At 63.6% G+C, this 21853-nt stretch carries 26 protein-coding genes and 1 other RNA gene; 16 read left to right on the forward strand and 11 right to left on the reverse strand.

All coding sequences use genetic code 11. The features are described from left to right. Positions 1–8 precede the first annotated feature (8 nt). Positions 9–818, reverse strand: coding sequence for a TVP38/TMEM64 family protein (locus tag J2R99_RS04985; protein ID WP_307153365.1), 810 nt, complete (start codon positions 816–818; stop codon positions 9–11). A 365-nt stretch (positions 819–1183) separates the two neighbouring features. Between J2R99_RS04985 and rpmH the strand changes: the two genes are divergently transcribed. The 5 genes from rpmH to argB all read left to right on the forward strand — a co-directional run bounded on the left by rpmH (position 1184) and on the right by argB (position 5335). Continuing rightward, positions 1184–1318, forward strand: coding sequence for a 50S ribosomal protein L34 (gene rpmH / locus J2R99_RS04990; protein WP_307153366.1), 135 nt, complete (start codon positions 1184–1186; stop codon positions 1316–1318). Positions 1319–1329: 11 nt separating this feature from the next. Continuing rightward, positions 1330–1758, forward strand: coding sequence for a ribonuclease P protein component (gene rnpA / locus J2R99_RS04995; protein ID WP_307153367.1), 429 nt, complete (start codon positions 1330–1332; stop codon positions 1756–1758). After that, positions 1742–3565, forward strand: a complete 1824-nt coding sequence (yidC, locus tag J2R99_RS05000; RefSeq protein WP_307153368.1) for a membrane protein insertase YidC — start codon at positions 1742–1744, stop codon at positions 3563–3565. Before rnpA ends, yidC begins: the two co-directional genes overlap by 17 nt. A 53-nt stretch (positions 3566–3618) precedes the next feature. Then, positions 3619–4329 carry a ribosome biogenesis GTP-binding protein YihA/YsxC gene (gene yihA / locus J2R99_RS05005; RefSeq protein ID WP_307153369.1) on the forward strand — a complete coding sequence of 237 codons (711 nt, stop codon included), beginning with the start codon at positions 3619–3621 and terminating at the stop codon, positions 4327–4329. Between the two features lie 85 nt (positions 4330–4414). After that, positions 4415–5335, forward strand: a complete 921-nt coding sequence (gene argB, locus J2R99_RS05010; RefSeq protein WP_307153370.1) for an acetylglutamate kinase — start codon at positions 4415–4417, stop codon at positions 5333–5335. A gap of 27 nt (positions 5336–5362) precedes the next feature. Here argB and J2R99_RS05015 read toward each other — a convergent pair whose 3' ends face one another. After that, positions 5363–6052: a GNAT family N-acetyltransferase gene (locus J2R99_RS05015; RefSeq protein WP_307153371.1), complete on the reverse strand. Its 690-nt coding sequence runs from the start codon at positions 6050–6052 to the stop codon at positions 5363–5365. Continuing rightward, positions 6049–6537: a MarR family winged helix-turn-helix transcriptional regulator gene (locus J2R99_RS05020; protein WP_307153372.1), complete on the reverse strand. Its 489-nt coding sequence runs from the start codon at positions 6535–6537 to the stop codon at positions 6049–6051. Before J2R99_RS05020 ends, J2R99_RS05015 begins: the two co-directional genes overlap by 4 nt. A 210-nt stretch (positions 6538–6747) precedes the next feature. Between J2R99_RS05020 and J2R99_RS05025 the strand changes: the two genes are divergently transcribed. From J2R99_RS05025 to J2R99_RS05050, 6 genes are all read left to right on the forward strand, one after another. Then, entirely contained in the window at positions 6748–7491 is a 744-nt protein-coding gene (locus J2R99_RS05025; RefSeq protein ID WP_307153373.1) for a pyrimidine 5'-nucleotidase, read from the forward strand. Positions 7492–7589: 98 nt separating this feature from the next. Beyond that, an RNA gene (gene ffs / locus J2R99_RS05030) (signal recognition particle sRNA small type) lies at positions 7590–7685 on the forward strand. Between the two features lie 121 nt (positions 7686–7806). Then, positions 7807–9558, forward strand: coding sequence for a DNA polymerase III subunit gamma/tau (locus J2R99_RS05035; protein ID WP_307153374.1), 1752 nt, complete (start codon positions 7807–7809; stop codon positions 9556–9558). Positions 9559–9562: 4 nt separating this feature from the next. Beyond that, positions 9563–9886 (forward strand): YbaB/EbfC family nucleoid-associated protein, encoded by a 324-nt coding sequence (locus tag J2R99_RS05040; protein WP_307153375.1) that lies wholly within the window; start codon positions 9563–9565, stop codon positions 9884–9886. 18 nt (positions 9887–9904) lie between these two features. After that, positions 9905–10510: a recombination mediator RecR gene (gene recR / locus J2R99_RS05045; RefSeq protein WP_307153376.1), complete on the forward strand. Its 606-nt coding sequence runs from the start codon at positions 9905–9907 to the stop codon at positions 10508–10510. A 36-nt stretch (positions 10511–10546) separates the two neighbouring features. Then, complete coding sequence (locus tag J2R99_RS05050; protein WP_307153377.1) at positions 10547–11617, forward strand: D-alanine--D-alanine ligase family protein; 1071 nt, start codon at positions 10547–10549, stop codon at positions 11615–11617. A gap of 68 nt (positions 11618–11685) precedes the next feature. Here J2R99_RS05050 and J2R99_RS05055 read toward each other — a convergent pair whose 3' ends face one another. Beyond that, positions 11686–12858 carry a DNA recombination protein RmuC gene (locus tag J2R99_RS05055; RefSeq protein WP_307153378.1) on the reverse strand — a complete coding sequence of 391 codons (1173 nt, stop codon included), beginning with the start codon at positions 12856–12858 and terminating at the stop codon, positions 11686–11688. Positions 12859–12944: 86 nt separating this feature from the next. Between J2R99_RS05055 and def the strand changes: the two genes are divergently transcribed. The 3 genes from def to truA are packed head-to-tail and all read left to right on the forward strand — an operon-like array spanning position 12945 to position 15228. Further along, positions 12945–13478 carry a peptide deformylase gene (def, locus tag J2R99_RS05060; protein ID WP_307153379.1) on the forward strand — a complete coding sequence of 178 codons (534 nt, stop codon included), beginning with the start codon at positions 12945–12947 and terminating at the stop codon, positions 13476–13478. A 30-nt stretch (positions 13479–13508) separates the two neighbouring features. Next, a complete protein-coding gene (fmt, locus tag J2R99_RS05065; RefSeq protein ID WP_307153380.1) occupies positions 13509–14438 on the forward strand; it encodes a methionyl-tRNA formyltransferase in 930 nt (309 codons plus the stop codon). Positions 14439–14475: 37 nt separating this feature from the next. Beyond that, a complete protein-coding gene (gene truA / locus J2R99_RS05070) occupies positions 14476–15228 on the forward strand; it encodes a tRNA pseudouridine(38-40) synthase TruA (protein WP_307153381.1) in 753 nt (250 codons plus the stop codon). Between the two features lie 10 nt (positions 15229–15238). Here truA and J2R99_RS05075 read toward each other — a convergent pair whose 3' ends face one another. From J2R99_RS05075 to dapD, 5 genes are read right to left on the reverse strand one after another with little or no spacing between them, the layout of a single operon-like run. Further along, entirely contained in the window at positions 15239–15829 is a 591-nt protein-coding gene (locus tag J2R99_RS05075; RefSeq protein WP_307153382.1) for a hypothetical protein, read from the reverse strand. After that, positions 15826–16992, reverse strand: coding sequence for a succinyl-diaminopimelate desuccinylase (gene dapE, locus J2R99_RS05080; RefSeq protein ID WP_307153383.1), 1167 nt, complete (start codon positions 16990–16992; stop codon positions 15826–15828). Before dapE ends, J2R99_RS05075 begins: the two co-directional genes overlap by 4 nt. After that, positions 16989–17327, reverse strand: a complete 339-nt coding sequence (locus J2R99_RS05085) for a DUF805 domain-containing protein (RefSeq protein ID WP_307153384.1) — start codon at positions 17325–17327, stop codon at positions 16989–16991. The genes dapE and J2R99_RS05085 overlap by 4 nt, the downstream gene beginning before the upstream one ends. Before the next feature lie 12 nt (positions 17328–17339). Continuing rightward, positions 17340–17705: a DUF805 domain-containing protein gene (locus tag J2R99_RS05090; RefSeq protein WP_307153385.1), complete on the reverse strand. Its 366-nt coding sequence runs from the start codon at positions 17703–17705 to the stop codon at positions 17340–17342. A 27-nt stretch (positions 17706–17732) separates the two neighbouring features. Next, positions 17733–18581, reverse strand: a complete 849-nt coding sequence (gene dapD, locus J2R99_RS05095) for a 2,3,4,5-tetrahydropyridine-2,6-dicarboxylate N-succinyltransferase (RefSeq protein ID WP_307153386.1) — start codon at positions 18579–18581, stop codon at positions 17733–17735. Between the two features lie 162 nt (positions 18582–18743). Here dapD and J2R99_RS05100 point away from each other — a divergent pair, with 162 nt between their 5' ends. Both J2R99_RS05100 and nudC read left to right on the forward strand, forming a co-directional pair. Beyond that, entirely contained in the window at positions 18744–19163 is a 420-nt protein-coding gene (locus J2R99_RS05100; protein ID WP_307153387.1) for an HIT domain-containing protein, read from the forward strand. Between the two features lie 9 nt (positions 19164–19172). Beyond that, a complete protein-coding gene (nudC, locus tag J2R99_RS05105; RefSeq protein WP_307153388.1) occupies positions 19173–20129 on the forward strand; it encodes an NAD(+) diphosphatase in 957 nt (318 codons plus the stop codon). 41 nt (positions 20130–20170) lie between these two features. Here nudC and J2R99_RS05110 read toward each other — a convergent pair whose 3' ends face one another. Together J2R99_RS05110 and J2R99_RS05115 are read right to left on the reverse strand one after the other, a co-directional pair. Next, the gene (locus tag J2R99_RS05110) at positions 20171–21061 is read right to left on the reverse strand and encodes a prephenate dehydratase (protein WP_307154146.1); all 891 of its coding nucleotides are present in this window, start codon (positions 21059–21061) and stop codon (positions 20171–20173) included. A gap of 2 nt (positions 21062–21063) precedes the next feature. Continuing rightward, positions 21064–21801 (reverse strand): 3-deoxy-manno-octulosonate cytidylyltransferase, encoded by a 738-nt coding sequence (locus J2R99_RS05115; RefSeq protein ID WP_307153389.1) that lies wholly within the window; start codon positions 21799–21801, stop codon positions 21064–21066. Positions 21802–21853 lie beyond the last annotated feature (52 nt).

Genomic DNA, 21853 nt, shown 5'->3' on the forward strand with positions numbered 1-21853 from the left:
TCAAACGGTCATGTCTTTCTACCGACCTTTCGGGCTCTCCAGCGCTTCAACATGATGGGAAGAAGGGCGGCAAGGGCAAGGACGGCAAAACCCGCCAGAAGCTGCGTCGAAACGACCGGACCGTCTTCGTCGAGGGCCGTGCCCACACCCTCGCCAAAATAGGAATAGGCGAAGGTGCCTGGAAGAATGCCGAGAAAAGTGGCGAGCGCGTAGGGCCCGAGGCGCATATCGAACAAAGCCGGGGCGAGATTGATCACCCAGAACGGAAAGATCGGCGCGAGACGCAAAAAGAGAAGATAGTGAAAAGCGTCCTCCTGAAAGCCCGAACGCAGGCGTTTCAGGCGCGGACCGGCACGGCGAGCGAGAACGGTACCGAACGATGTGCGGGCGATGAGAAAGATAATGCAAGCGCCGATCGTGGCGCCCACAGCCGACAATGCGCCGCCAAGGACCCAGCCGAAGAGCAAGCCGCCCGCGATCGTGACGATGCTCGCCCCCGGAAAGGAGACCGCGACGAGGGTGATATAGACAATGACATAGAGGAGCCCGGAAAGCGCAAGCCGATCGCCAACGAAGCCTTTGAGGGCTTCGCTCTTCTCTTCGAGAGCATCCAGAGAAAGAAACTCCTGAAAGCCCGCCGCATAGAGCAAAAGGAGCAGGAGAGCGACAATCCCGACCGGCAGGAAACGCAGCCAAAGCGCGCGCGGTGCTCCGCCGGGCGTCTGCTGCTCTATGTCGTCCCGCCTCGAACCTTCGGTTCCGCCTCCCGCATCCGCCTTCCATTCTCCGACTTTTGTTTCATCATTATTCCCGGCCATTGGCCTGCGATCCTTCGGCGCTGCCTTGCGGGTGTTCCTCAGCCGCTCGACACTATTTCTATGGTGCGCGCGTTCTTATGCGCGCGCGCACGAGCCCGCTCTCAGACCCAGGTAAGGCATTCAGGCCGGCGGAAGGTGACCTTCACCCGGAATTGAACTTCATGCGATCATTCTCTCACGCCCACGTGACGTTTGGAACGCGCGTTGACTTCGGCCAGGCATTGCCACTATATCGCGCACGCGAAAAGCACCGTGCCGCAATGGCGCACGGTCCGAATTCCGAACATCGAAGCAGCATTTCGGTCAAAGGTGCCGGCTGACTTCCGTTCACCAGCTTGAGGGCTGCCGCAGGCGGCAGAACGATTATGAAACGGACTTTTCAACCGAGCCGCCTCGTGCGCAAGCGTCGCCATGGCTTCCGTGCTCGCATGGCTACCAAGAACGGCCGCAAGATCCTGGCCCGCAGACGTGCGAAGGGACGCAAGCGCCTGTCTGCGTAAGCTGCGGCGCCATGCAGCGCCTCAAAAAACGAAGGGACTTCCTGGCAGCTCGCAAGGGCTTTCGCCGGGCGGGTCCCTATTTCGTTCTGGAAAGCCGTGATCGCGGCGATTCAGATGAAGGGCGCATCGGCTTTACGGTGTCCAAACGCGTTGCCCGCCAGGCGGTGGTGCGGAACCGTATCCGCCGGCGCCTGAAAGAGGCCGCACGGGAGGCTGTCAGCGATCGACAGCAGACCGGGCGCGATCTTGTCGTCATCGCACGTTTGCCGGCACTTCGAGCCGATTTCGCCGATTTGGTCGGCGCACTCTCCACGGCGCTCACAGCCTCAAGCGAGACGGCTCACCACGAACATTCGGGCCGCTCGCGCACAAAGCGCCGTGGACCCAGCAAAATTCCGCCCGAGCGCGGAGGACGGGACGCTGATGGACAACAACCGTAACGTCATTATCGCCATCGCCCTGTCGCTGGCGATCCTGCTCGGCTGGCAGTACTTCGTCGCCGGACCGCGCATCGAAGCGCAGCGCCAGCAACAGCAGGAAGCCGTGCAGCAAGCGACGGACCAGGAACCGTCGGTTGCCGGCGCACCTGGCGCGACCGCGCCCGGAGCAGCTGATGGCCCGGCCGGCGCAGCCCCGCAAATTCCGCCTTCGGCGAGCGAGGCAGCGCCTGCAACCGGAGGCATGGCCGAGCCAGCCGCCGATACGCCGCGGCTCGCCGTCGACACGCCGGCACTTCAAGGCTCCATCAGCCTGGTCGGCGGACGCATCGACGAGCTCGATCTGAAGCGCTACCACGCGACGCCAGATCCGAAGAGCCCGATGATCGAGCTCTTTTCGCCGATCGGCAGCGCCGACCCCTATTACGCCGATTTCGGCTGGGTGGCCTCTGCGGGCGGGCCCGCCGTTCCGGACGCCAACACGGTCTGGCAGACGGACGCAGAGACGCTGACGCCAGACAATCCGGTCACGCTCACCTGGGACAACGGCCAGGGTCTCGTCTTCAAGCGCCAGATTTCAGTCGACGACAATTACATGTTCACGGTGTCGCAAAGCGTGGAGAATTCCTCCGGCGCGCCCGTGACGCTTTATCCTTATGGCCTGATCAGCCGGCACGGCACGCCGGGCGGGCGCAGCTTCTACATTCTGCATGAAGGCCCGATCGGCGTCTTCGGCGACGAAGGCCTCAAGGAAGTCAAATACAGCGATCTCGAAGACGAATCCGTCACGCCCGCAAAGACGAATGACGGCTGGCTCGGCATCACCGACAAATACTGGGCATCCGCCCTCATCCCGCGGGGCAACTCGCCGTTCCAGGGCCGCTTCCTCAGAACCGAGGACGGAACTGTTCCGACCTATCAGGCGGATTTCCTGGGCGATGCCGTAACCGTGCAGCCCGGCGCCTCGGCCAACCATGAGACGCTGCTTTTCGCCGGAGCCAAGGTCGTCACGCTCCTGAAGCAGTACGAGCAGAGCTTCGATATCGACCGCCTCGACCTTCTCATCGACTGGGGCTGGTTCTATTTCCTGACGAAGCCAATGTTCTTCGTCATCGACTTCCTGTTCCACTTCCTCGGCAATTTCGGCCTGGCCATCCTCGCAGTCACGGTCATCGTCAAAGCCATCTTCTTCCCGCTGGCGAACAAATCCTACGCCTCGATGTCGAAGATGAAGAAGATGCAGCCACAGATCAAAAAGCTGCAGGAGCGCTACAAAGACGACAAGCCGGCGATGCAGAAGGAGATGATGGAGCTCTACAGGCGGGAGAAGATCAATCCGCTTGCCGGCTGCTGGCCGGTGCTCATTCAGATCCCGGTTTTCTTCTCGCTCTATAAGGTGCTCTTCGTCACTATCGAGATGCGGCATGCGCCGTTCTTCGGCTGGATCCACGATCTGTCGGCGCCCGATCCGACGAATGTCTTCAACCTGTTCGGGCTCCTGCCGTTTGAAGCGAGCTTCCTGCATCTCGGCGTCTGGCCGCTCATCATGGGTCTGACGATGTTCGTGCAGATGCGCATGAACCCGCAGCCGCCCGACAAGACGCAGGCGATGATCTTCAACTGGATGCCCTTGATCTTCATGTTCATGCTGGCGTCCTTCCCGGCCGGTCTCGTCATCTACTGGGCCTGGAACAACTTCCTCTCGGTCCTGCAGCAGGGCATCATCATGCGACGCAACGGCGTGAAGATCGAGCTGTGGGACAATGTGAAGGGCCTCTTCGGCCGCAAGTCCGATACGCCCGCCGAATAGGCAAAAGCGGCCGGCATAATGCCGGCCGCGCCCTGAACAGGTGAGATCAAGCCATGCCGCATGAGCCGCCTGAGGGCCAACATGACAGCCAGCCGGGAAGCCGCCAGGCGAACCCTTGGGGCTCTCCCTGGCGTTATGTCGCCTCTGCGCCCAACCTCGCGGCGCTTCCTCCAGAAGGTCCCGTCGAGATCGCTTTCGCCGGCCGCTCGAATGTGGGCAAGTCGAGCCTGATCAACGCGCTGACGCGCCAGAAGGACCTCGCTCGCACCTCAAAGACGCCGGGACGCACGCAGGCGTTGAATTTCTTTGTGCCAGACCTTCCAGGCGACAGCGGCGAAGAGCCTGTCATCGCCCTCGTCGACATGCCGGGCTACGGCTTCGCCAAGGCGCCGAAGGACAAGGTCGAGGACTGGACGAAGCTCATCCACGACTACCTCAAGGGTCGGGCGACGCTCCGACGCGTCTTCCTGCTCATCGACGCCCGCCACGGGCTCAAAGCGGCCGATCTTACCGTGATGAAGGAACTCGACACGGCCGCCGTCACCTACCAGATCGTCCTGACGAAGGCTGACAAACCGAAATCGGGCGAGCTTGCCCGCCTGATCGAGGCGACCGCCGAGGCGATCCGGAAACGCCCCGCCGCTTTTCCGGAGATTCTGGCCACGTCGAGCTTCAAAGATAGCGGCCTTGAGGCCGTCCGCACGGCCGCCGCTGCGCTCATTGATTGGCAAGGCGGGCGAGACTTGCTAGACAGCGCGCCCTGAAGCGCCGGTTGCCGACGCCCTCCAGATCCTCTCCCTCGGCCGCGCGTCACCGACGTCTTTCGGCCCTTGATCTTCGGAGCCATCGATGAGCGAATCCAGCAAGAGCGAAGCGTACGACCAGGCAAGACTCCTTTCCGAGGCCTTGCCCTATATGCAGCGCTACGAGGGGCGCACGGTGGTCGTCAAATATGGCGGGCATGCCATGGGCGATCAGCATCTCGCCACGGCCTTCGCACGCGATATCGCTCTGTTGAAGCAGTCCGGCGTCAACCCGATCGTCGTCCATGGCGGCGGGCCGCAGATCGGCGGCATGCTTGAAAAAATGGGCATCGTCTCGGAGTTCAAGGGCGGCCTGCGCGTGACCGACCGCAAGACCGTCGAAGTGGTCGAAATGGTGCTGGCCGGCTCCATCAACAAAGAGATCGTCGCTCTCATCAACGCCCAGGGCGAATGGGCGATCGGGCTTTGCGGCAAGGACGGCAATATGGTCTTCGCCGAAAAGCTGAAGCGCACGGTCGTCGATCCCGATTCCAATATCGAGAAGGTGGTCGATCTCGGTTTCGTCGGCGAGCCGGTGGAGGTCGACCGGACGCTGCTCGACCTTCTTGCGCGCTCCGAAATGATCCCGGTCATCGCGCCGGTGGCGCCCGGCCGCGACGGCGAAACCTACAACATCAACGCCGATACCTTTGCCGGCGCCATCGCCGGAGCGCTGGAAGCCAAGCGCCTCCTCTTCCTCACCGACGTCTCGGGTGTGCTCGACAAATCGGGAAAGCTGATCGACGAACTTACCGTCGCCGAAGCGCGTGCCCTCATCGCCGACGGCACCATCAGCGGCGGCATGATTCCCAAGGTTGAGACCTGCATCGAGGCGGTGGAGCGGGGTGTCGAAAGCGTCGTGATCGTCGACGGCAAGGCGCCGCATTCGGTACTTCTGGAACTCTTCACGGTGCATGGTGCGGGAACACGCATCCGTCCCGATGGAGCGCCAGAGCGCACCGCCTGAGGACGGAGCCGACAGACGCGCTTTTCCCTAGGCTTTCTCCGCCATGACCACGTGCAAATGTGTGTGGAGGCGAAAGCCAGCGGTCTCATAAAGACGTATCGCATTTTCGTTCGACGCGAAGGCATGCAGGAAAACGCGCTCGCCGCGGGCGACAATCTCGCCGGCGACGAAGGCGAGAAGCAGGCGGCCGAGGCCCCGTCCTTGCACCTCCGGCCGTGTACAAAGGCCGCTCAGTTCGGTCATTCCCGGCAGTTTCAGCCGCTCGCCCGCCATGGCGATCAGCCTGCCGTTTTCTTTCACGCCCCAAAAGCGGCCGAGTCTCTGGGCTTTCAGGGAGAACGGTCCGGGCTTCGTCAGCTCTGCCAACGCCAGCATCGCCTCCGCGTCGTCGGGGCCGAGCGGGACGATCCGCGCATCTTCAATCCTCGGGAAGGGTCCCTCTCCCACCATCTGCACGCCGTCTGCTTCGAGAGCGACCGCGAACCCCTCGGGCAGAGCAACAGGATCACGCTGGAGGAACACCATCCTCTCACCCAGCCGGCAGAGCCTCTCCAACGCGGCGAGGCTCTCCGCGCAGTCATCTCCGGACGCGGCAAAGGGACTGATGTCGGCCGGATAGCGGCGGGCGCCCGCTCCACCTTCGGCGAGATGGGCATGGCGGGTGGCGAGCGCTGTCCAGATCGGACGACGGAGGTTTTCTTCTTCGAGCGGGCTCATCGTTCTGATCGGCCCTCCGTACGGCGAGCGAGCGACGCCTCGGCGAGACCGTCTTCGAGCTCTGCAAGCTGCTGAAGGAGTGGTCCGCGGAGGTCTCTGCAGAGATCGGCCACCGCCGCCTCGATACGTGGCCAGACCTCGCTTTTGCCGGCTTCCACCAACTGGCGTCCCTCATCGGTGAGGTCGACGATCTTGCACCGCCGATCTTGAAGCGACGCTTCCGCCTTGAGGAGGCCCTGGCCGATCAGCTGATTGACGGCCCGCGTCGCACCCGGCTGGCTGACGCCGACGGCTTCGGCAAGATCTCCGAGCGTCATCGATCCGAGGCGGTCGAGGCTTGCGAGATAGGGATAGTGGCTAGCATTGATCGCCAGTTCCTTCGTTGCCAGGATCGCATCGGTATCAGCCTGAAGCCGTTCGCCGATGCGCCTCAAGCGCGTGCCGAGGCAGAGAAAACCAAGCGCGCGAACGACATCTTCCGGCAAGGGAGCTCTCCTCATTTCAATGCAAGGTTATATATCTCGTTATCTTCTTTTTGTCGATCCTCCTGTCAATCGGGCGGACGAGAATGCAGCCCGCAACGCGCCCGGCATTTCGATCTCGCATGATAAGGCACCGAGCGGTGGTGTCGGCGACATGTCAGCCTCACCAAAGCAAGCCGTGCACATGTTTACGAAATCGCGTAAGCAGACGGCATGAACGCACTCGCAGCAGAAGACATCGCACCTCACAGCCGTGAAGATCTCAGCGTCTTCGCTGAAGTCGAGGCATGGATCTTCGATCTCGACAACACTCTCTATCCGCGCGATTCGAACCTCTTCGTGCAGATCGACGAGCGCATTCGCAGCTATGTCCGAGATCTCTTGAATGTCGATGAGGCTGAAGCCCACCGTATCCAGAAAGAATTTTACGAGCGGCACGGCACATCGCTGCGCGGCCTGATGCTGGAACACGACGTCGATGTCGACAGCTTCCTGCAATTTGTTCACGACATCGACCGTTCGGCGCTCGCCCCGGCACCCGAGCTTGCGGCTGCGATCGCTCGCCTGCCCGGCCGCAAATTTATCTTCACCAACGGCTCAAGGGCACATGCGGAGCAAACGGCAACGCAGCTCGGTCTCTCGAATCATTTCGAAGACATCTTCGATATCGTCGCCGCCGACCTTCTGCCCAAGCCGCGCGAGGAGACCTACCGGCGCTTCGTCGAGCGTTTCGATATCGCGCCTGCGAAAGCCGCAATGTTCGAGGACCTGTCGCGCAACCTCGTCGTGCCGAAAGATTTTGGTATGCGCACCGTCCTCGTCGTGCCATCCGGCACACGCGAAGTCTTCCATGCCGAATGGGAGATGGAGGGCCATGACGGCGCCGAGCATGTGGATTTCGTCACCGACGATCTCGCCGCCTTCGTCGAAGAGATTGCCGCCGCGCGCGGCGTTTAGCAGTCGTTCCGCTATCTTCCGCCCCGGACAAAGCGCCCTATCGCGCAAGTCACGCGCTCCCCTTGCGGGCGCGGCGCAAAATCGTCATATAGGCGCCGGGAGGCTGGCGACGGGCGCGTCCTTCGCCAATCGGGTCAGGTCCGGAAGGAAGCAGCCCCAACGAATTCGACGCGGGTCGTCGTCCAGTCTCCTTCTTCCAATCAGGCCGCCACGCAAGGCGGCCTTTTCGTTGGCGCGGCATCAAAGGGAACATCGTTTGGAGCGCTTATCGCGTCCGGCATTCAACCCAAGCCGATCATGCTCTAAAACAACACGATGAGCGCTGCGCCCGGCTACCAGGTTCTCGCCCGCAAATACCGCCCCTCCGGCTTCGACGATCTGATCGGCCAGGAGGCGATGGTGCGCACCCTGAAAAATGCTTTCAGGGCCGGCCGCATCCCGCATGCCTGGATGCTGACCGGCGTCAGAGGCATCGGCAAAACCACGACGGCGCGCATTCTCGCTCGCGGCCTCAATTATCAGCCCAAAGAGGGCGACGGCGCGCCGACGGTGGAATTTTCCGAAGAGGGCGTGCATTGCCGTGCCATCATGGAAGGACGCCATCCGGATGTCATGGAGATGGATGCCGCCTCCCATACCGGCATCGACGACATCCGCGACATCATCGATTCGGCCCGCTACGCACCCACCTCGGCGCGTTACAAGGTCTACATCATCGACGAGGTGCACATGCTGTCTAAGGCGGCCTTCAACGGGCTGCTGAAGACGCTCGAAGAGCCGCCGCCGCATGTGAAATTCATCTTCGCGACGACCGAGATTCGCAAAGTGCCGGTGACGGTCCTGTCGCGCTGTCAGCGTTTCGATTTGAAACGCGTCGATGCCTCCGAACTCATCGCGCATCTCAATTCCATCGCCGGAAAGGAAGGCTTCGAGGTCGAAGCCGAGGCCCTCCGGATGGTGGCGCGTGCAGCCGAAGGCTCGGTGCGCGACGCGCTTTCCATCCTCGACCAGGCGGTCGCCCATGGCGCCGGCCGGGTCGGCGCCGAGACGGTGCACGACATGCTGGGGCTGGCCGACCGTGCCCGCATCGTCGACCTGTTCGAAGAGGTGATGAAGGGCGATACGGCGTCGGCCCTTGCCGAATTGCGGCTGCAGCACGAACGCGGCGCCGACCCCGTCACCGTGCTCACCGATCTTGCGGAATTCTGCCATTACGTAACCGTCTCCAAGCTCGCGCCCGGGACGGCGCCTTCAAGCGCCATTTCCGAGACGGAGCGGGTGCGCGGGGAAGCGCTCGCCGGCACGCTTGCCGTCTCGATCCTTTCGCGCGCCTGGCAGATCCTCCTGAAAGGCATCCAGGAAGCGCAGCTTGCCGCGCATCCGGAACAGGCGGCAGACATGGTGATCGTACGCCTCTGCCATGCCGCTAATCTGCCGACCCCGGAAGAGGCGCTGAAGGCGCTCGCCGACGAGCAGGACAGATCCGGCAGCGGAGCGCGACGTCCCGATGGAGGCGGTGGCTCCGCCCCGCCTCCCCCGCCGCAGGCGCGGCTTGTGCATTCTGGCAATGGCGGGGCACGGGCACGCCCTGAGCCGCAGCACCAGCCGGCCACAGCACCCCGCACGGCACAGAGCCAGGCCGGGCCGAGGCTGCAGAGTTTCGCCGACATCGTTGCCGAAGGTCGCGCCCGGCGCGATATCCGCCTCGTCAACGCGCTTGAGCGCTTCGTGCGGCCGGTCAAGATCGAAGACGGACGGGTGGAGATTGCGCTCGACGAGGGGGCCTTGCCGGATCTGCCGCAGCGGCTTTCCGCTGCCCTTTCCGAATGGACCGGCCAGCGCTGGGTCGTCATCGTCAGCCAATCGAGCGGTGCGCAGACCCTGCGCGAAGTGAAGCAGGCTGAAGATGCGCGGCTGATGGCAGAGGCGGAAGCCGATCCCATCGTGCAGAAGGTTCTGGAACGCTTTCCGGGCGCAGAGATCGTCGCCGTACGCTCCCGCCCCGAAGAAGACGACAATGACGACGAGGCGGGTGAGGCACCCGACCCATCAAGAGAGGATGACTAAGGCCATGCGCGATCTCATGGGCATGATGAAGCAAGCCAAAGAGCTTCAGGGAAAGATGCAGGAACTGCAGGAGGAGGTGGCCGCGATGGAGGTCGCGGGCTCTTCCGGCGGCGGGCTCGTCTCCGTCGTGGTCGATGGCAAGGGCATGCTCAAATCGGTCAAGATCGATCCCTCGCTCATGAAAGAGGACGAGACGGAGATCCTGGAAGACCTTATCGTCGCCGCCGTGGCCGACGCCCGCGGCAAGGCGGACCAGGCGACGCAGGAGAAAATGTCAGAGCTCACCTCCGGCCTGCCGCTGCCTCCGGGCATGAAGCTGCCGTTCTAGGATTCCGCGCAGGACATCATGGCCGCTTCCACTGTCGGGCCGGAGATCGAGAAACTGATCCAGGCCCTCTCCCGCCTGCCGGGGCTCGGGCCGCGTTCGGCCCGACGCGCCGCGCTTGCGCTCATCAAAAAGAAAGAGACGCTGCTCGTTCCGCTCGCCAATGCGGCACGCGAGGCGGCGGAGGCGGCAAAGGTCTGCTCCGTTTGCGGCAATATCGACAGTCGCGATCCATGCTCGGTGTGCTCCGATCCGGCGCGCGACCCCGCCACCATCGTGGTCGTCGAAGACGTCGGCGACCTCTGGGCACTGGAGCGCGCCGCCGCCACCAAAGCGCGCTACCATGTGCTCGGCGGCGTGCTTGCCCCGCTCGACGGGATCGGGCCTGACGATCTTGCCATCGACACCCTTCTCGGCCGCGCATCGGCGCCTGAGGTCACGGAGATCATCCTCGCCGTCAATGCCACGGTAGAGGGCCAGACGACGGCGCATTATCTCACCGACGAGCTCGCCTCGTGTCACGTCAAGGTCACACGGCTCGCCCATGGCGTTCCCGTCGGCGGCGAGCTCGATTATCTCGACGACGGCACGCTCGCGGCGGCCATGCGGGCCAGGACGGCGTTTTAGCCACGCACTTTTCAGGAATCTCCTGCAGGAGCCACCATGACCTCTCCGTCCTCGCGCATGCGCATCGCCGTCCTTTTCGGAGGTCGTTCGGCGGAGCATGATGTTTCGATCATGTCGGCGACCAATGTCATGCGAGCGCTCGATCCTGCGAGATACGATCTCGTCCCGGTCTTCATCACTCGCGACGGACGCTGGCTTGAAAGCCATTTCGAAGACGGCCGCCCGACGACGCCCGAGACGGGGACAGAACTCGCCCTTCTGCCTGGCGGCAAGGGACGCATGCTGGCGCTGCCGCCTGAAGGACAGGTCGGAGAGATCGCTCCGATCGACATCCTTTTTCCCGTCCTGCACGGCCTCTTCGGTGAGGACGGCTCGGTTCAAGGTCTGGCGGAGACGGCGGGCGTTGCCTTCGTCGGCTGTGGGATCCTTGGCTCGGCAACCGCGATCGACAAAGACATCGCCAAACGCCTCCTGACGGAAGCCGATGTGCCGGTCGCGCGGGCGGTCACGATCCCATCGGGAGACGACCCTTCCTTCGCCGAAATCGAAGGCGCGCTCGGACTGCCCATCTTCATAAAACCGGCGCGGCAGGGCTCGTCGGTCGGGGTGAGCAAAGTGACGAGCGAGGCGAGCTTTGCCGCAGCCCTTGCAGAAGGCTTTCGTCACGACACAAGGCTGCTTGCGGAGGAATTCATCGCCGGCCGTGAGATCGAATGCGCCGTCCTTGAAAACCCGAAAGGCGAACTCTTCGTCTCGCGTCCGGGCGAGATCGTGCCAGCGGAACGTCACGGCTTCTACAGCTATGACGCCAAGTATATCGACGAGACCGGTGCGGCCTTGAAGGTCCCCGCGGATTTGCCGCCTCATCTCGAAACCGAAATCCGCACCCTTGCCGCAAAGGCGTTCCGGGCGCTCGGCTGCGACGGCATGGCCCGCGTCGACTTCTTCATCACGGCGGAGGGGCGCATTCTCGTCAACGAACTCAACACCATCCCCGGCTTCACCGATATCAGCATGTATTCCAAGGCGATGACGGCAAGCGGCGTCGGCTACGCCGAAGTCATCGACCGACTTATCGAACACGGGCTCGCACGGGCGGCGCGCTGAAAGGCCTTCTTCGAAAGGGAGGGACGGAAACGTGGCCCGCCCTCCGTGTTGCCGACAACCGCTCTGCCCTACCCCTCGCCGCCTGCCGCGAGCTTTTCCTCCTCCGCTTCCTCGCCGAAGCCCAACCCCTCGATCCGGGCACCGCGCTTTTGTAGCTTGTCGCTCGAAATCAGGATCTGTTCGATGTCGCGGCTCGTCTGGCCAAAATGCGTGGCGAGCTTTCTGACACGCTCGTCGAGGCGTCCGAGATCCTCCATCAAGGACATCACCTCTTCCTGGATGACATGCGCCTGCTCGCGCAGCCGCGCATCGCGCAGGACGGCCTGCATCACCTGGATCGACAGCATCAGGAGCGAGGGCGAGACGATGACGACGCGCGCCCGATAGGCGCGCTGCACGACCTCCTCGAAGCGTTCGTGAATTTCGCCGAAGACCGTCTCCGAGGGCACGAACATGAAGGCCGTGTCCTGCGTCTCGCCGGGGGCGAGATAACGCTCCTGAATGTCGCGGATATGCTTCAGGAGATCGGTGCGGAACTGCGCCTGCGCCGCCTTCCTGGTCTCCGCCGTCTCCGCGTCCTTGAGGGCGTTGTAACCTTCGAGCGGAAACTTGGCGTCGACGACGAGCGGTGGCACCCCGTTCGGCATGAAAATGAGGCAATCGGGCCGGGCGCCGGATTTCAGCGTCGCCTGGAACTGGTAGGCGCCCTTCGGCAGGCCGTCGGCGACGATCGCCTCCATGCGGGCCTGGCCGAAAGCGCCGCGCGTCTGCTTGTTGCCCAGGATATTCGACAGGGTCGTCACCTGGCCGGCAAGCTCGGTGATGTTCTTTTGCGCCCTGTCGAGAACGGCAAGCCGCTCGTGCAGCTGGCGCAGATTTTCGCCCGTGTTCTGCGCGGCCTCGCCGACGGAGCGGTTGAGACGATGGCCGATGCCGTCGAGACGCTCAGAGAGATGCCGATTGAGCTCCGATTGGCGGCTGCCGAAAATCTCCGCCATCGACTGCATGCGCCCCGACATTTCCGCCTGGGTTTTAAGAAGAGCTGAGAGCTCACCGCGCATCTCTGTCGCCTGCGCGCTCGCCTCGGCGGCCAGCCGGCGGTTCTTCGCGCCTGCCCGCAAAGTGAGGATGAGCACGAAGAGGAGCACAAGCCCGCAGAAGCCCGCGGCCGACAACACAAGCGGGTCGGCGTCTGCAAGTCTGGCAAGCGCATCGGCAAAGACGGGCGACCATGAGTCCATTCCATGAACATAGCTGATTCGCCGCGCGCACTCGGCCGTCACTCGACATTGACCGGAGCCCCCGGAAACCCTAAGTCGCGAGGGCCATGGCCAAACTCGACATCGTCACTCTTCCCGACCCCGTCCTGCGCAAGCTCAGCGATCCCGTGGAGGGGATGAGCGAGCCGATCCAGAAGCTCCTCAATGATATGCTGGAGACGATGTACGAGGCGCCGGGCATCGGCCTGGCCGCCATCCAGGTCGGCGTGCCGAAGCGGGTCATCACCATCGATGTGAGCCGCGAAGAGGACAAGCGCGAGCCGCTGTTTCTCATCAATCCGCAGATCGTTTGGCGCTCAGACGATCCGAACGTGCACGAGGAAGGCTGCCTGTCGATCCCGGAATATTTCGCCGATGTGGAGCGCCCGGCCCGGGTGAAGGTCACCTACCGCGACTATGACGGCAAGGAACAGGAGCTAGAGGCCGATGGTCTTCTCGCCACCTGCATCCAACACGAGGTCGACCATTTGAACGGCGTCCTCTTTATCGATTATCTCTCCAAGCTGAAGCGCGACATGGTCATTCGCCGATTCACCAAGGCGGCGCGCGAGAAAGAACGCAGCGCCAGTTCGGCCATGTAGCCGTCCCCGGAAGGGGCAAAGGGACAGGCGATGACACTCAAAGTGATTTTCATGGGCACGCCGGATTTCGCCGTGCCGACTTTCCTCGAGCTCGTCGGCCAAGGCCACGAGATCGCAGCCGTCTACACGCAGCCGCCGCGCCCGGCCGGCCGCGGCATGGCGGAGCGCAAGAGCCCGGTGCATCTTCATGCCGAGCGCTTCGGCATTCCGGTGCGCACACCGAAGAGCCTCAAAAACGAAGAGGCTCAGGCGGAATTTGCGGCACTTCAGGCCGACGTCGCCGTTGTCGTCGCCTACGGCCTCATCCTGCCGAAGCCGATTCTGGAGGCGCCAAGAGACGGCTGCCTCAATCTCCACGGCTCGCTTCTGCCACGATGGCGTGGGGCAGCTCCGATCCAGCGCGCCGTGATCGCGGGCGATCCGGAAACGGGCGTCATGGTCATGCGCATGGACGAAGGTCTCGACACCGGCCCGGTCTGCCTTGCCGAAAAGACGCCGATCGGCCCTGACGAGACGACGGGACAGCTGCACGACCGGCTGGCGCGCCTCGGCGCCGATTTGATGGTGCGGGCGCTCGGCGCGCTGGAGCGCGGGGCGCTGACGGCCACGCCTCAGGCGGAAGAGGGCATCACCTACGCCTCAAAGATCGACAAGGGTGAAGCGAAGATCGACTGGTCGCATCCTTCGGGCGAGGTGCACAATCGCATCCGCGGCCTCTCACCCTTCCCCGGCGCCTGGTTCGAAATCGAGGCGGGCGGCAAGCGCGAACGTGTGAAAGTTCTGCGATCGGAAAAAGTCGAGGGCTCCGGTCGAGCGGGCGAATTCCTGAAAGGAACGACGATCGCCTGCGGCGAAGGCGCCATCCGTCTCGTCGAGGTGCAGCGCGCTGGCAAGCAGGCGATGGAGGCCGAGGCGGCACTGCGCGGCCTGCCGGCCGATTTCCGCATCCTCGTCGCGTGAGACAGCACGCCCTGGCGCCCTTCGGCAGAGCCTCGTTATGCCCCGCTACCGCCTCCTGATCGAATATGACGGCGCCCCTTTCGTCGGCTGGCAACGGCAGACGACGGGCCCTTCCGTGCAGGCGGCGATCGAAGATGCGATCTTTGCCTTCACGGGCGAAGAGATCCGGATCCGGGGCGCCGGCCGCACCGATACGGGCGTGCATGCACTCGGCCAGGTGGCGCATTGCGACCTGCAGAAAGACTGGCCGGACGACACGGTGCGCGACGCCCTCAACGCGCATCTGCGACCCGCGCCAGTTGCGATCCTCGCGGCGCGGCAAGTCGCTGCCGATTTCGATGCGCGGTTCTCGGCCGAAAAGCGGCATTATCTCTACCGCATCGTCAACCGCCGCCCACCGCTCGCCATTGAGCGCGGGCGCGCCTGGCAGGTGCTGGTGCCGCTCGATACCGATGCCATGCACGAAGCTGCGCAATGTCTCGTCGGAAAGCACGATTTCACCACCTTCCGAGCGGCCGAGTGCCAGGCGAAGAGCCCCGTAAAGACGCTCGACCAGATCAGCGTGCGGCGCGAGCTCGAGACAGTCGTGGTCGAGACCTCCGCGCGCTCTTTCCTGCACAGCCAGGTGCGTTCCTTCGTCGGCACGCTGAAACTCGTCGGCGAGGGAAAGTGGCGGGCGCGGCACGTCGCCGAGGCGCTTGCCGCATGCGACCGCCGCCGCTGCGGCCCGCTGGCACCGCCCGACGGGCTTTATCTGGCACAGGTCGACTATCCGGAAGACGCCGCCTGAGCGGCGCCGACTACATCACCCCGACGAAGATGCGGTCGAGGCTCACCTCGATCAAAATCCCGATCAAGAGCTGCAGCAGAACGACCGGCACCGCCATCATCACCGGCACGGCAAGCGCAGTGCGCACCACCAGATAGGAAAAGCGCAAGGCGACCACAAACAGCGCGAGCAGGAGGAAGGAGAGAACCGGGAGCGGCACGAAGCCTGTCGCGTGGAGCGCGTGCGGCAGCGCGAACATACCGGCGATAATCACCGCACTCCAATTGCGGGCCACGATGAACGGCACATAGTGCGTGGCGACCCCGAGCGGACGGGCCACCAGCGCGAAGAAGATCGGAAATGCGATCCAATCGAGCGCCAGGCCGAACAATCGCAAAGAGACGAAACTGCCGGCCAGAACCGTCACGGCGTGATCGGTCGCCGTCAGGGCAATTTTCTCGGAGGAGATCGCAATGAGCGTGAACGGAATGATGAGGATGACCGCACCGAACGAACGCCAGAACCCCTCCAGCGTCAAATCGAGTTCCTGCAGCCCTTCGGCCCGGCCGTTCATCACCTTCCAGGCGCCGGTGACTTGTTGGATGCAGTAAGAGAAGATCATTGCGTGCGGGCGAAGATGCTGTCCAGAAAAGCTTCGTAAATGCGCGTCAGCTCCTCGAGATCGGCGGCGGGCACCCTCTCGTCGGTCTGATGCATCGTGGAGCCGACGAGGCCGAGCTCCACGACCGGGCAATAATCCTTGATAAAGCGCGCATCCGATGTCCCGCCCCCCGTCGACAGGCGCGGGCGCGCGCCGACGATGGCGGAAACGGCGCTGCTGAGGCTGCCGATCAGCGCCTCATCACGGGCGAGAAAGGAATCGCTCGGCGGTTGCCCCTCTTCCAGGCTCCAATGGATCTCGCCTTTTGCCGCCTCGCTCAGCCGTCTTTCGACCTCAGCGCGCAGGCTTTGACGCGTCCAGCAATCATTGAAGCGGCTGTTGAAGCGCGCCCGCGCCTCTCCGGGAATGACGTTCCAGGCGTTATTGCCCGTCGCAACGTCAACCACCTCGAGCGTCGAAGGCTCGAAATGCTCGCTCCCCGCATCGAGCGGCGTCGCCGTCAGCCCCTTGAGCAGCGTCATTAAGCGAGGCACCGCGTTTTCGGCGAGATGCGGATAGGCAGCGTGGCCTTGCCGTCCATGCGCGATGATGGTCGCAGAATAGCTGCCGCGCCGGCCGATTTTCACTTGATCTCCGACCCAGTCGGAAGATGTCGGCTCGCCGACGAGCGCGCCCGAGAATTCATGTCCTCGGGTTTTCGCCCAATCGAGGAGCTTGGCCGTGCCGTTGATGCCGGGGCCTTCTTCATCGCCCGTGATGAGGAAGGAAAAGCGCCCCGAAAAGTCGCCACGGCGTGCTTTGAAACGCGAGAAGGCGGCGACCATCGCCGCAATCGCCCCCTTCATATCGACGGCGCCGCGGCCGTAAACGAGGTTCTCCTCGAGCGCGCCAGAAAAAGGCGGATGCCGCCAGGCGGCCTCCTCTCCGGGCGGCACCACATCGACATGACCGGCAAAAGTGAGATGGTAATCACCCTCGCCGATCACAGCGAAGAGGTTTTCCACGTCCGGTGTGGCGACGTCGGAAAAAACCGGTCGATCGACCGAAAAACCGAGCGGCTTCAGTGCCGCCTCGAGGACGTCGAGCGCCGGCGCCGCCTCCGGCGTCACCGAAGGCGCACGAATGAGATCGCGCGCCAGCTGGACGGGGTCGATCGCAGTCACGGAATGAGACGCGTTTCCGGGGGAGGACCCCAACTGTTGGCGTCCGGCTCTCCCTCCAGCAGGCCGAGATCGACGATGGCCCAGATCGGTCCGATCACCGGGATCAGAATGATGAGCGCCCACCAGCCGGAGCGGCCGCGGTCGTGAAAACGTTTCACGTGACAGGCGATGCCGGCAAGAAAGAGAAAGACGGAAATCAGAAAAGCGATCAGCCCGTCATTGCCGAAAAGCAGCGTCGCGAGCAGAGAGACGATGAAGAGGCCGATGACGCCGATCCACCAATCCTTGCGTGCAATGCGCCCTTCGAAACTCGTATAGAGGTACTTCCAGTCCATCCTCGGCCTCCCTCAACTCGGCGGCAGGTTCGGGGCCTCGCCAAACCTGTTGCGTCCGCCGGTGCCCCGCACGACACCGAAAGCAATGGTAGCGAAAATCGACAGAACGGGAACGAGTAGGATCGCCGCAAAGGCGCCCGTCGCGTTGAAATCGTGCAGCCGCTTCACGCCGATGGCGATGGAGCAGACCATTCCGACGATCAGAGCGAAGCTAGCGAGCGTGGGATTCTGGAAGGTGACATCCCCCGTCTGCGGGTGGACGTCCGGCTGCAGCAGGAAGGCGAGCACCGCCACCACGCCGAAATTGGCGAGCCAGTAGACTTCGCGGCCGATGCGGCCATCAAAGCGGAAGAAAAGCCAAAGCAGGCTGCGCGCCATCTTGCCTCCAAATGCTGGCGGGACGCGTCAGCTGCGCAAGAGCTCGTTGATCGAGGTCTTGGCGCGGGTGCGCTCATCGACGCGTTTGACGATGACGGCGCAATAAAGCTGCGGCCCCCAGTTTTCCCCCGGCAGGTTCTTGCTGGGCATCGTGCCGGGTACGACCACAGAATATGGGGGCACTTCCCCGATAAACACCTCACCGGTGTTGCGATCGACGATTTTTGTCGAAGCGCCGAGATAGACGCCCATCGACAAGACCGAGCCCTGGCGCACGATGACGCCTTCGGCGACCTCGGCACGCGCACCGATGAAGCAATCGTCCTCGATGACGACCGGTCCGGCCTGCAGGGGCTCCAGCACACCGCCGATGCCCGCACCGCCCGAAAGATGCACATTCTTGCCGATCTGCGCACAGGAGCCGACTGTCGCCCAGGTGTCGATCATCGCCCCCTCGCCGACATAGGCGCCGAGATTGACGAAAGAGGGCATCAAAACAGCGCCCGGCGCGATGAAGGCGGAGCGGCGCACCACGCAATGCGGCACTGCCCGAAATCCTGCGCTCTCGAAATCCGCGGCCCCCCAGCCGGCAAATTTCGACGGCACCTTGTCCCACCACGCGGCGCCACCCGGCCCGCCCTCGATCACCGACATTGGCGTCAGGCGGAAGGAAAGGAGCACCGCCTTCTTCAGCCATTGATTGACGTGCCAGTTGCCGTCAGGTCCCGGCGCGGCCACACGCTCCTCGCCGCTGTCGAGAAGATCGAGCGCCGCATCGACGGCATCGCGCACGGGTCCTTGCGTCTCCGGGCTGAGCTCGCCGCGCTTTTCGAAGGCCTCGTCGATGGTCGCCGCGAGTTCGATGTGATCGGCCATTTTCTTCGTCTTCTCCTGCCGGTGAGTTGCTGCCGGTCTTGCCCATATCGGTGCTGCGGTGGCGTAAGCCGGGCTGGCCGCCGCGTCAATTGCCACAGATCCTCCCTTCGCGCCGGTGGCGGCAGATGTTAGAGCCTCACCCAGGCTCTAGGTCACGAGATCATGTCCGGCTTTTCTCTCCATCCCCGGCTCGCCGCGGATACGTTTCCGATCACCGCCTTCCCGCTCTGCCATGTCCGGTTGATGAACGACGCCACCTATCCATGGCTCATCCTGGTGCCGGCTCGGCCCGAGCTTGCCGAGATCATCGATCTCGATGCTGCGCAGCAGAACATCTTGACCTCCGAGATCGACGCGGCGGCGCGAGCGCTCAAGCAGGTGACAGGCTGCGACAAGCTCAATGTCGCCGCCCTCGGCAATGAGGTGCGCCAGCTTCACATCCACGTCATCGCCCGTTTCGTTGGCGACCCGGCCTGGCCGAAACCCGTGTGGGGCGCCGTTCCTGCAAGACCCTATGCCCCGGACGCGAGAGACCAGATCATCCGCCGTCTGCAAGATGCCTTCACGGCCATCTCGGCCTGAGATCGCGCAATGTCCTCCGATTTCTTCGACCGCCCCTTCCTTGAGATGAGCGCCGCAAACGGCTTCGCTGGAAACATCCTCGACCGGCAGAGCGAGCATCGCGCGGAACATGCGGTCGAAACCGCGCTCGGCGCGCCAGATGCGCGAATCCACCTCTTTTGCGAGGACCGCGCTCTCGTGAAGATCGCTGCCGAGCCGCAGGCCGCCTTCACGTTTAAGGAGGCCGAGGCCCTCGGCTTCGACCCTGCTACCCTCATTCTTCTCGGATTTGCCGACGCAACGCCTCGACTTGCCGCCATGGCGATGCCGCGAGACGAATGGCCGGAGCCGCTGCGGGCGATCGATCTTCGCTCGCTTGCCGTCCAGGGCCTCCTGTCCGCAGACAATCTCGGCGCGCTCGCCCAGGCGCGATCACTTCTCGCCTGGCATCAGAACCACCGTTTCTGCGCCAGATGCGGCAGCGAGACGGAGATGCGGGCAGGCGGCGTGAAGCGGCACTGTCCATCCTGTGAGAGAGAGCATTTTCCGCGCACCGATCCCGTCGTCATCATGCTCGTCATCGACTCCGCGCAAAACCATGAAGCGTGCCTTCTCGGCCGCCAGCACCGCTTTCAGCCCGGAATGTATTCGGCGCTTGCCGGCTTTCTAGAGCCGGGAGAGACGATCGAAGCGGCAGTGCGGCGCGAGATCGCCGAGGAGGCCGGAATCAGGACGGGGCACGTGCGTTACCATTCCAGCCAGCCCTGGCCATTCGTCTCCTCGCTGATGATCGGCTGCCATGCGGAGGCCGCCTCCAACGAGATCACGCGTGACGAGAGCGAGCTCGAAGATTGCCGCTGGTTCACCCGCGAAGAGGTGCGGCGGATGCTCGCCGGCACGCATCCCGACGGTTTGACGGCACCGCCCGAAATGGCGATCGCGCACCGCCTCATTGCGGACTGGGCCGATTGGGCGGAGGCAAAATAGCGAGCGCCTCGCGGCCCTCGCCCTTTCCCTATCCTACCCCCTTACGCCCCGCGCGAGGGCCTGAGCGCCCGGTTCGCTTCCGGCTCGGCCTGATGGGCGCGAAACGGATCGGCCGGATAGACGCCGACGACCCGGAACTCGGCTGAGAAGAACTGCAGCTCTTCCAGTGCGAGCGCCACCATCGGATCGTCCGGATGGCCTTCGACATCGGCATAGAACTGGGTGGCGAAGAAGGTGCCGCCGAGCTGATAGCTCTCGAGCTTCGTCATGTTCACGCCATTGGTCGCAAACCCGCCCAGCGCCTTGTAGAGCGCAGCCGGAACGTTGCGGACGCGGAAGATGAAGGTGGTGACGGCGGGCCCAGCCTCGATCGCCGGCTCCTGCGGTTCCCGCGACAGGATGATGAAGCGTGTGGTGTTGTGCGCCTCGTCCTCGATGTCCTCGGCTAGAATGTCGAGGCCGTAAACCTCGGCCGCAAGGCGTGTCGCGATTGCCGCGCGGCTCTTGTCACCAAGGTCTGCCACCTGATGGGCGGAGCCTGCAGTATCGGCGGCCACTTCCGCCTTCAGCCCATTGGCGCGCAGGAATTTGCGGCACTGGCCGAGCGCCATGACATGACTTTGTACCGTCTTCACGTCCTCAAGGCGCGCGCCTTTGACGGCGAGAAGCTGGTGGCGGATCGGCAGGAAATATTCGCCGATGATGGAGAGCGTCGAGGACGGCAGGAGGTGGTGAATGTCCGCAACCCGGCCGGCGACGGAATTCTCGATCGGGATCATGCCGAGATCGGCCTCGCCCGTCTCAATCGCCTGAAAGCAATCCTCGAAGGTTGCGAGCGGCACCGCCTCGGCCGCCGGAAACACATCCTGACAGGCGATGTGCGAGTTGGCGCCGGGTTCTCCCTGGAAGACGACCCGGCGGGCCTCAGCCATGTTCATTCCGCTTCTCCTGCAAGGATGGCGCGTGCGCGCTCCAGATCCGCCATTGTGTCGACGCCGAGCGGGACCGTTTCGACGATCGCAGCATCGATGCGCATGCCGTTTTCGAGCGCCCGCAGCTGCTCCAGCTTTTCGCGACGCTCCAGAATGCCTGGCGGCAATACGACAAAACGTTGCAGAGCGGCCCGCCGATAGACATAAAGTCCAATGTGATGAAACAGCGGTCCCTCGCCGTAAGGCGCCGTCGTGCGGGTGAAATAAAGCGCACGCAGCCGGTCTGGCGCGACGGGCGTGCCGACGATTTTCACGACATTGGGGTTCGTCCGCTCACCTTCTTCGGAAATCTCGGCCGTGAGCGTGGAAATGGCCACTTCCGGATCGGCGAGGGGTTTCAGAGCCGCAGCGAGCGTCGCCGGATCGAGCGTCGGCAGATCGCCCTGCATATTGACGATCACGTCGTGCCGGCCTTCCGGATCGAATGTCTCGAGCGCTTCGGCAATGCGATCGGAGCCGGAAGGATGGTCGGCGCGTGTCATGATGGCGATCGCGCCAGCCGCTTCGGCCGCCTCGGCGATGCGCTTCTCGTCGGTCGCCACGACGACCGGTCCGAGCCCGGCCTCACGGCCGCGATCCACCACATGGGCGATCATCGGACGGCCGGCGATATCGGCGAGTGGTTTTTCCGGCAGCCGCGTGGCGGCAAGCCGTGCCGGGATAACGATGAGAGGATTCATCGAAAATTCATCGAGATACACTGGAAAGGAACTTCGGCGGCGGGCTTATACG

The sequence above is a fragment of the Rhodopseudomonas julia genome (assembly GCF_030813515.1).
Lineage (GTDB): Bacteria > Pseudomonadota > Alphaproteobacteria > Rhizobiales > Afifellaceae > Afifella > Afifella julia.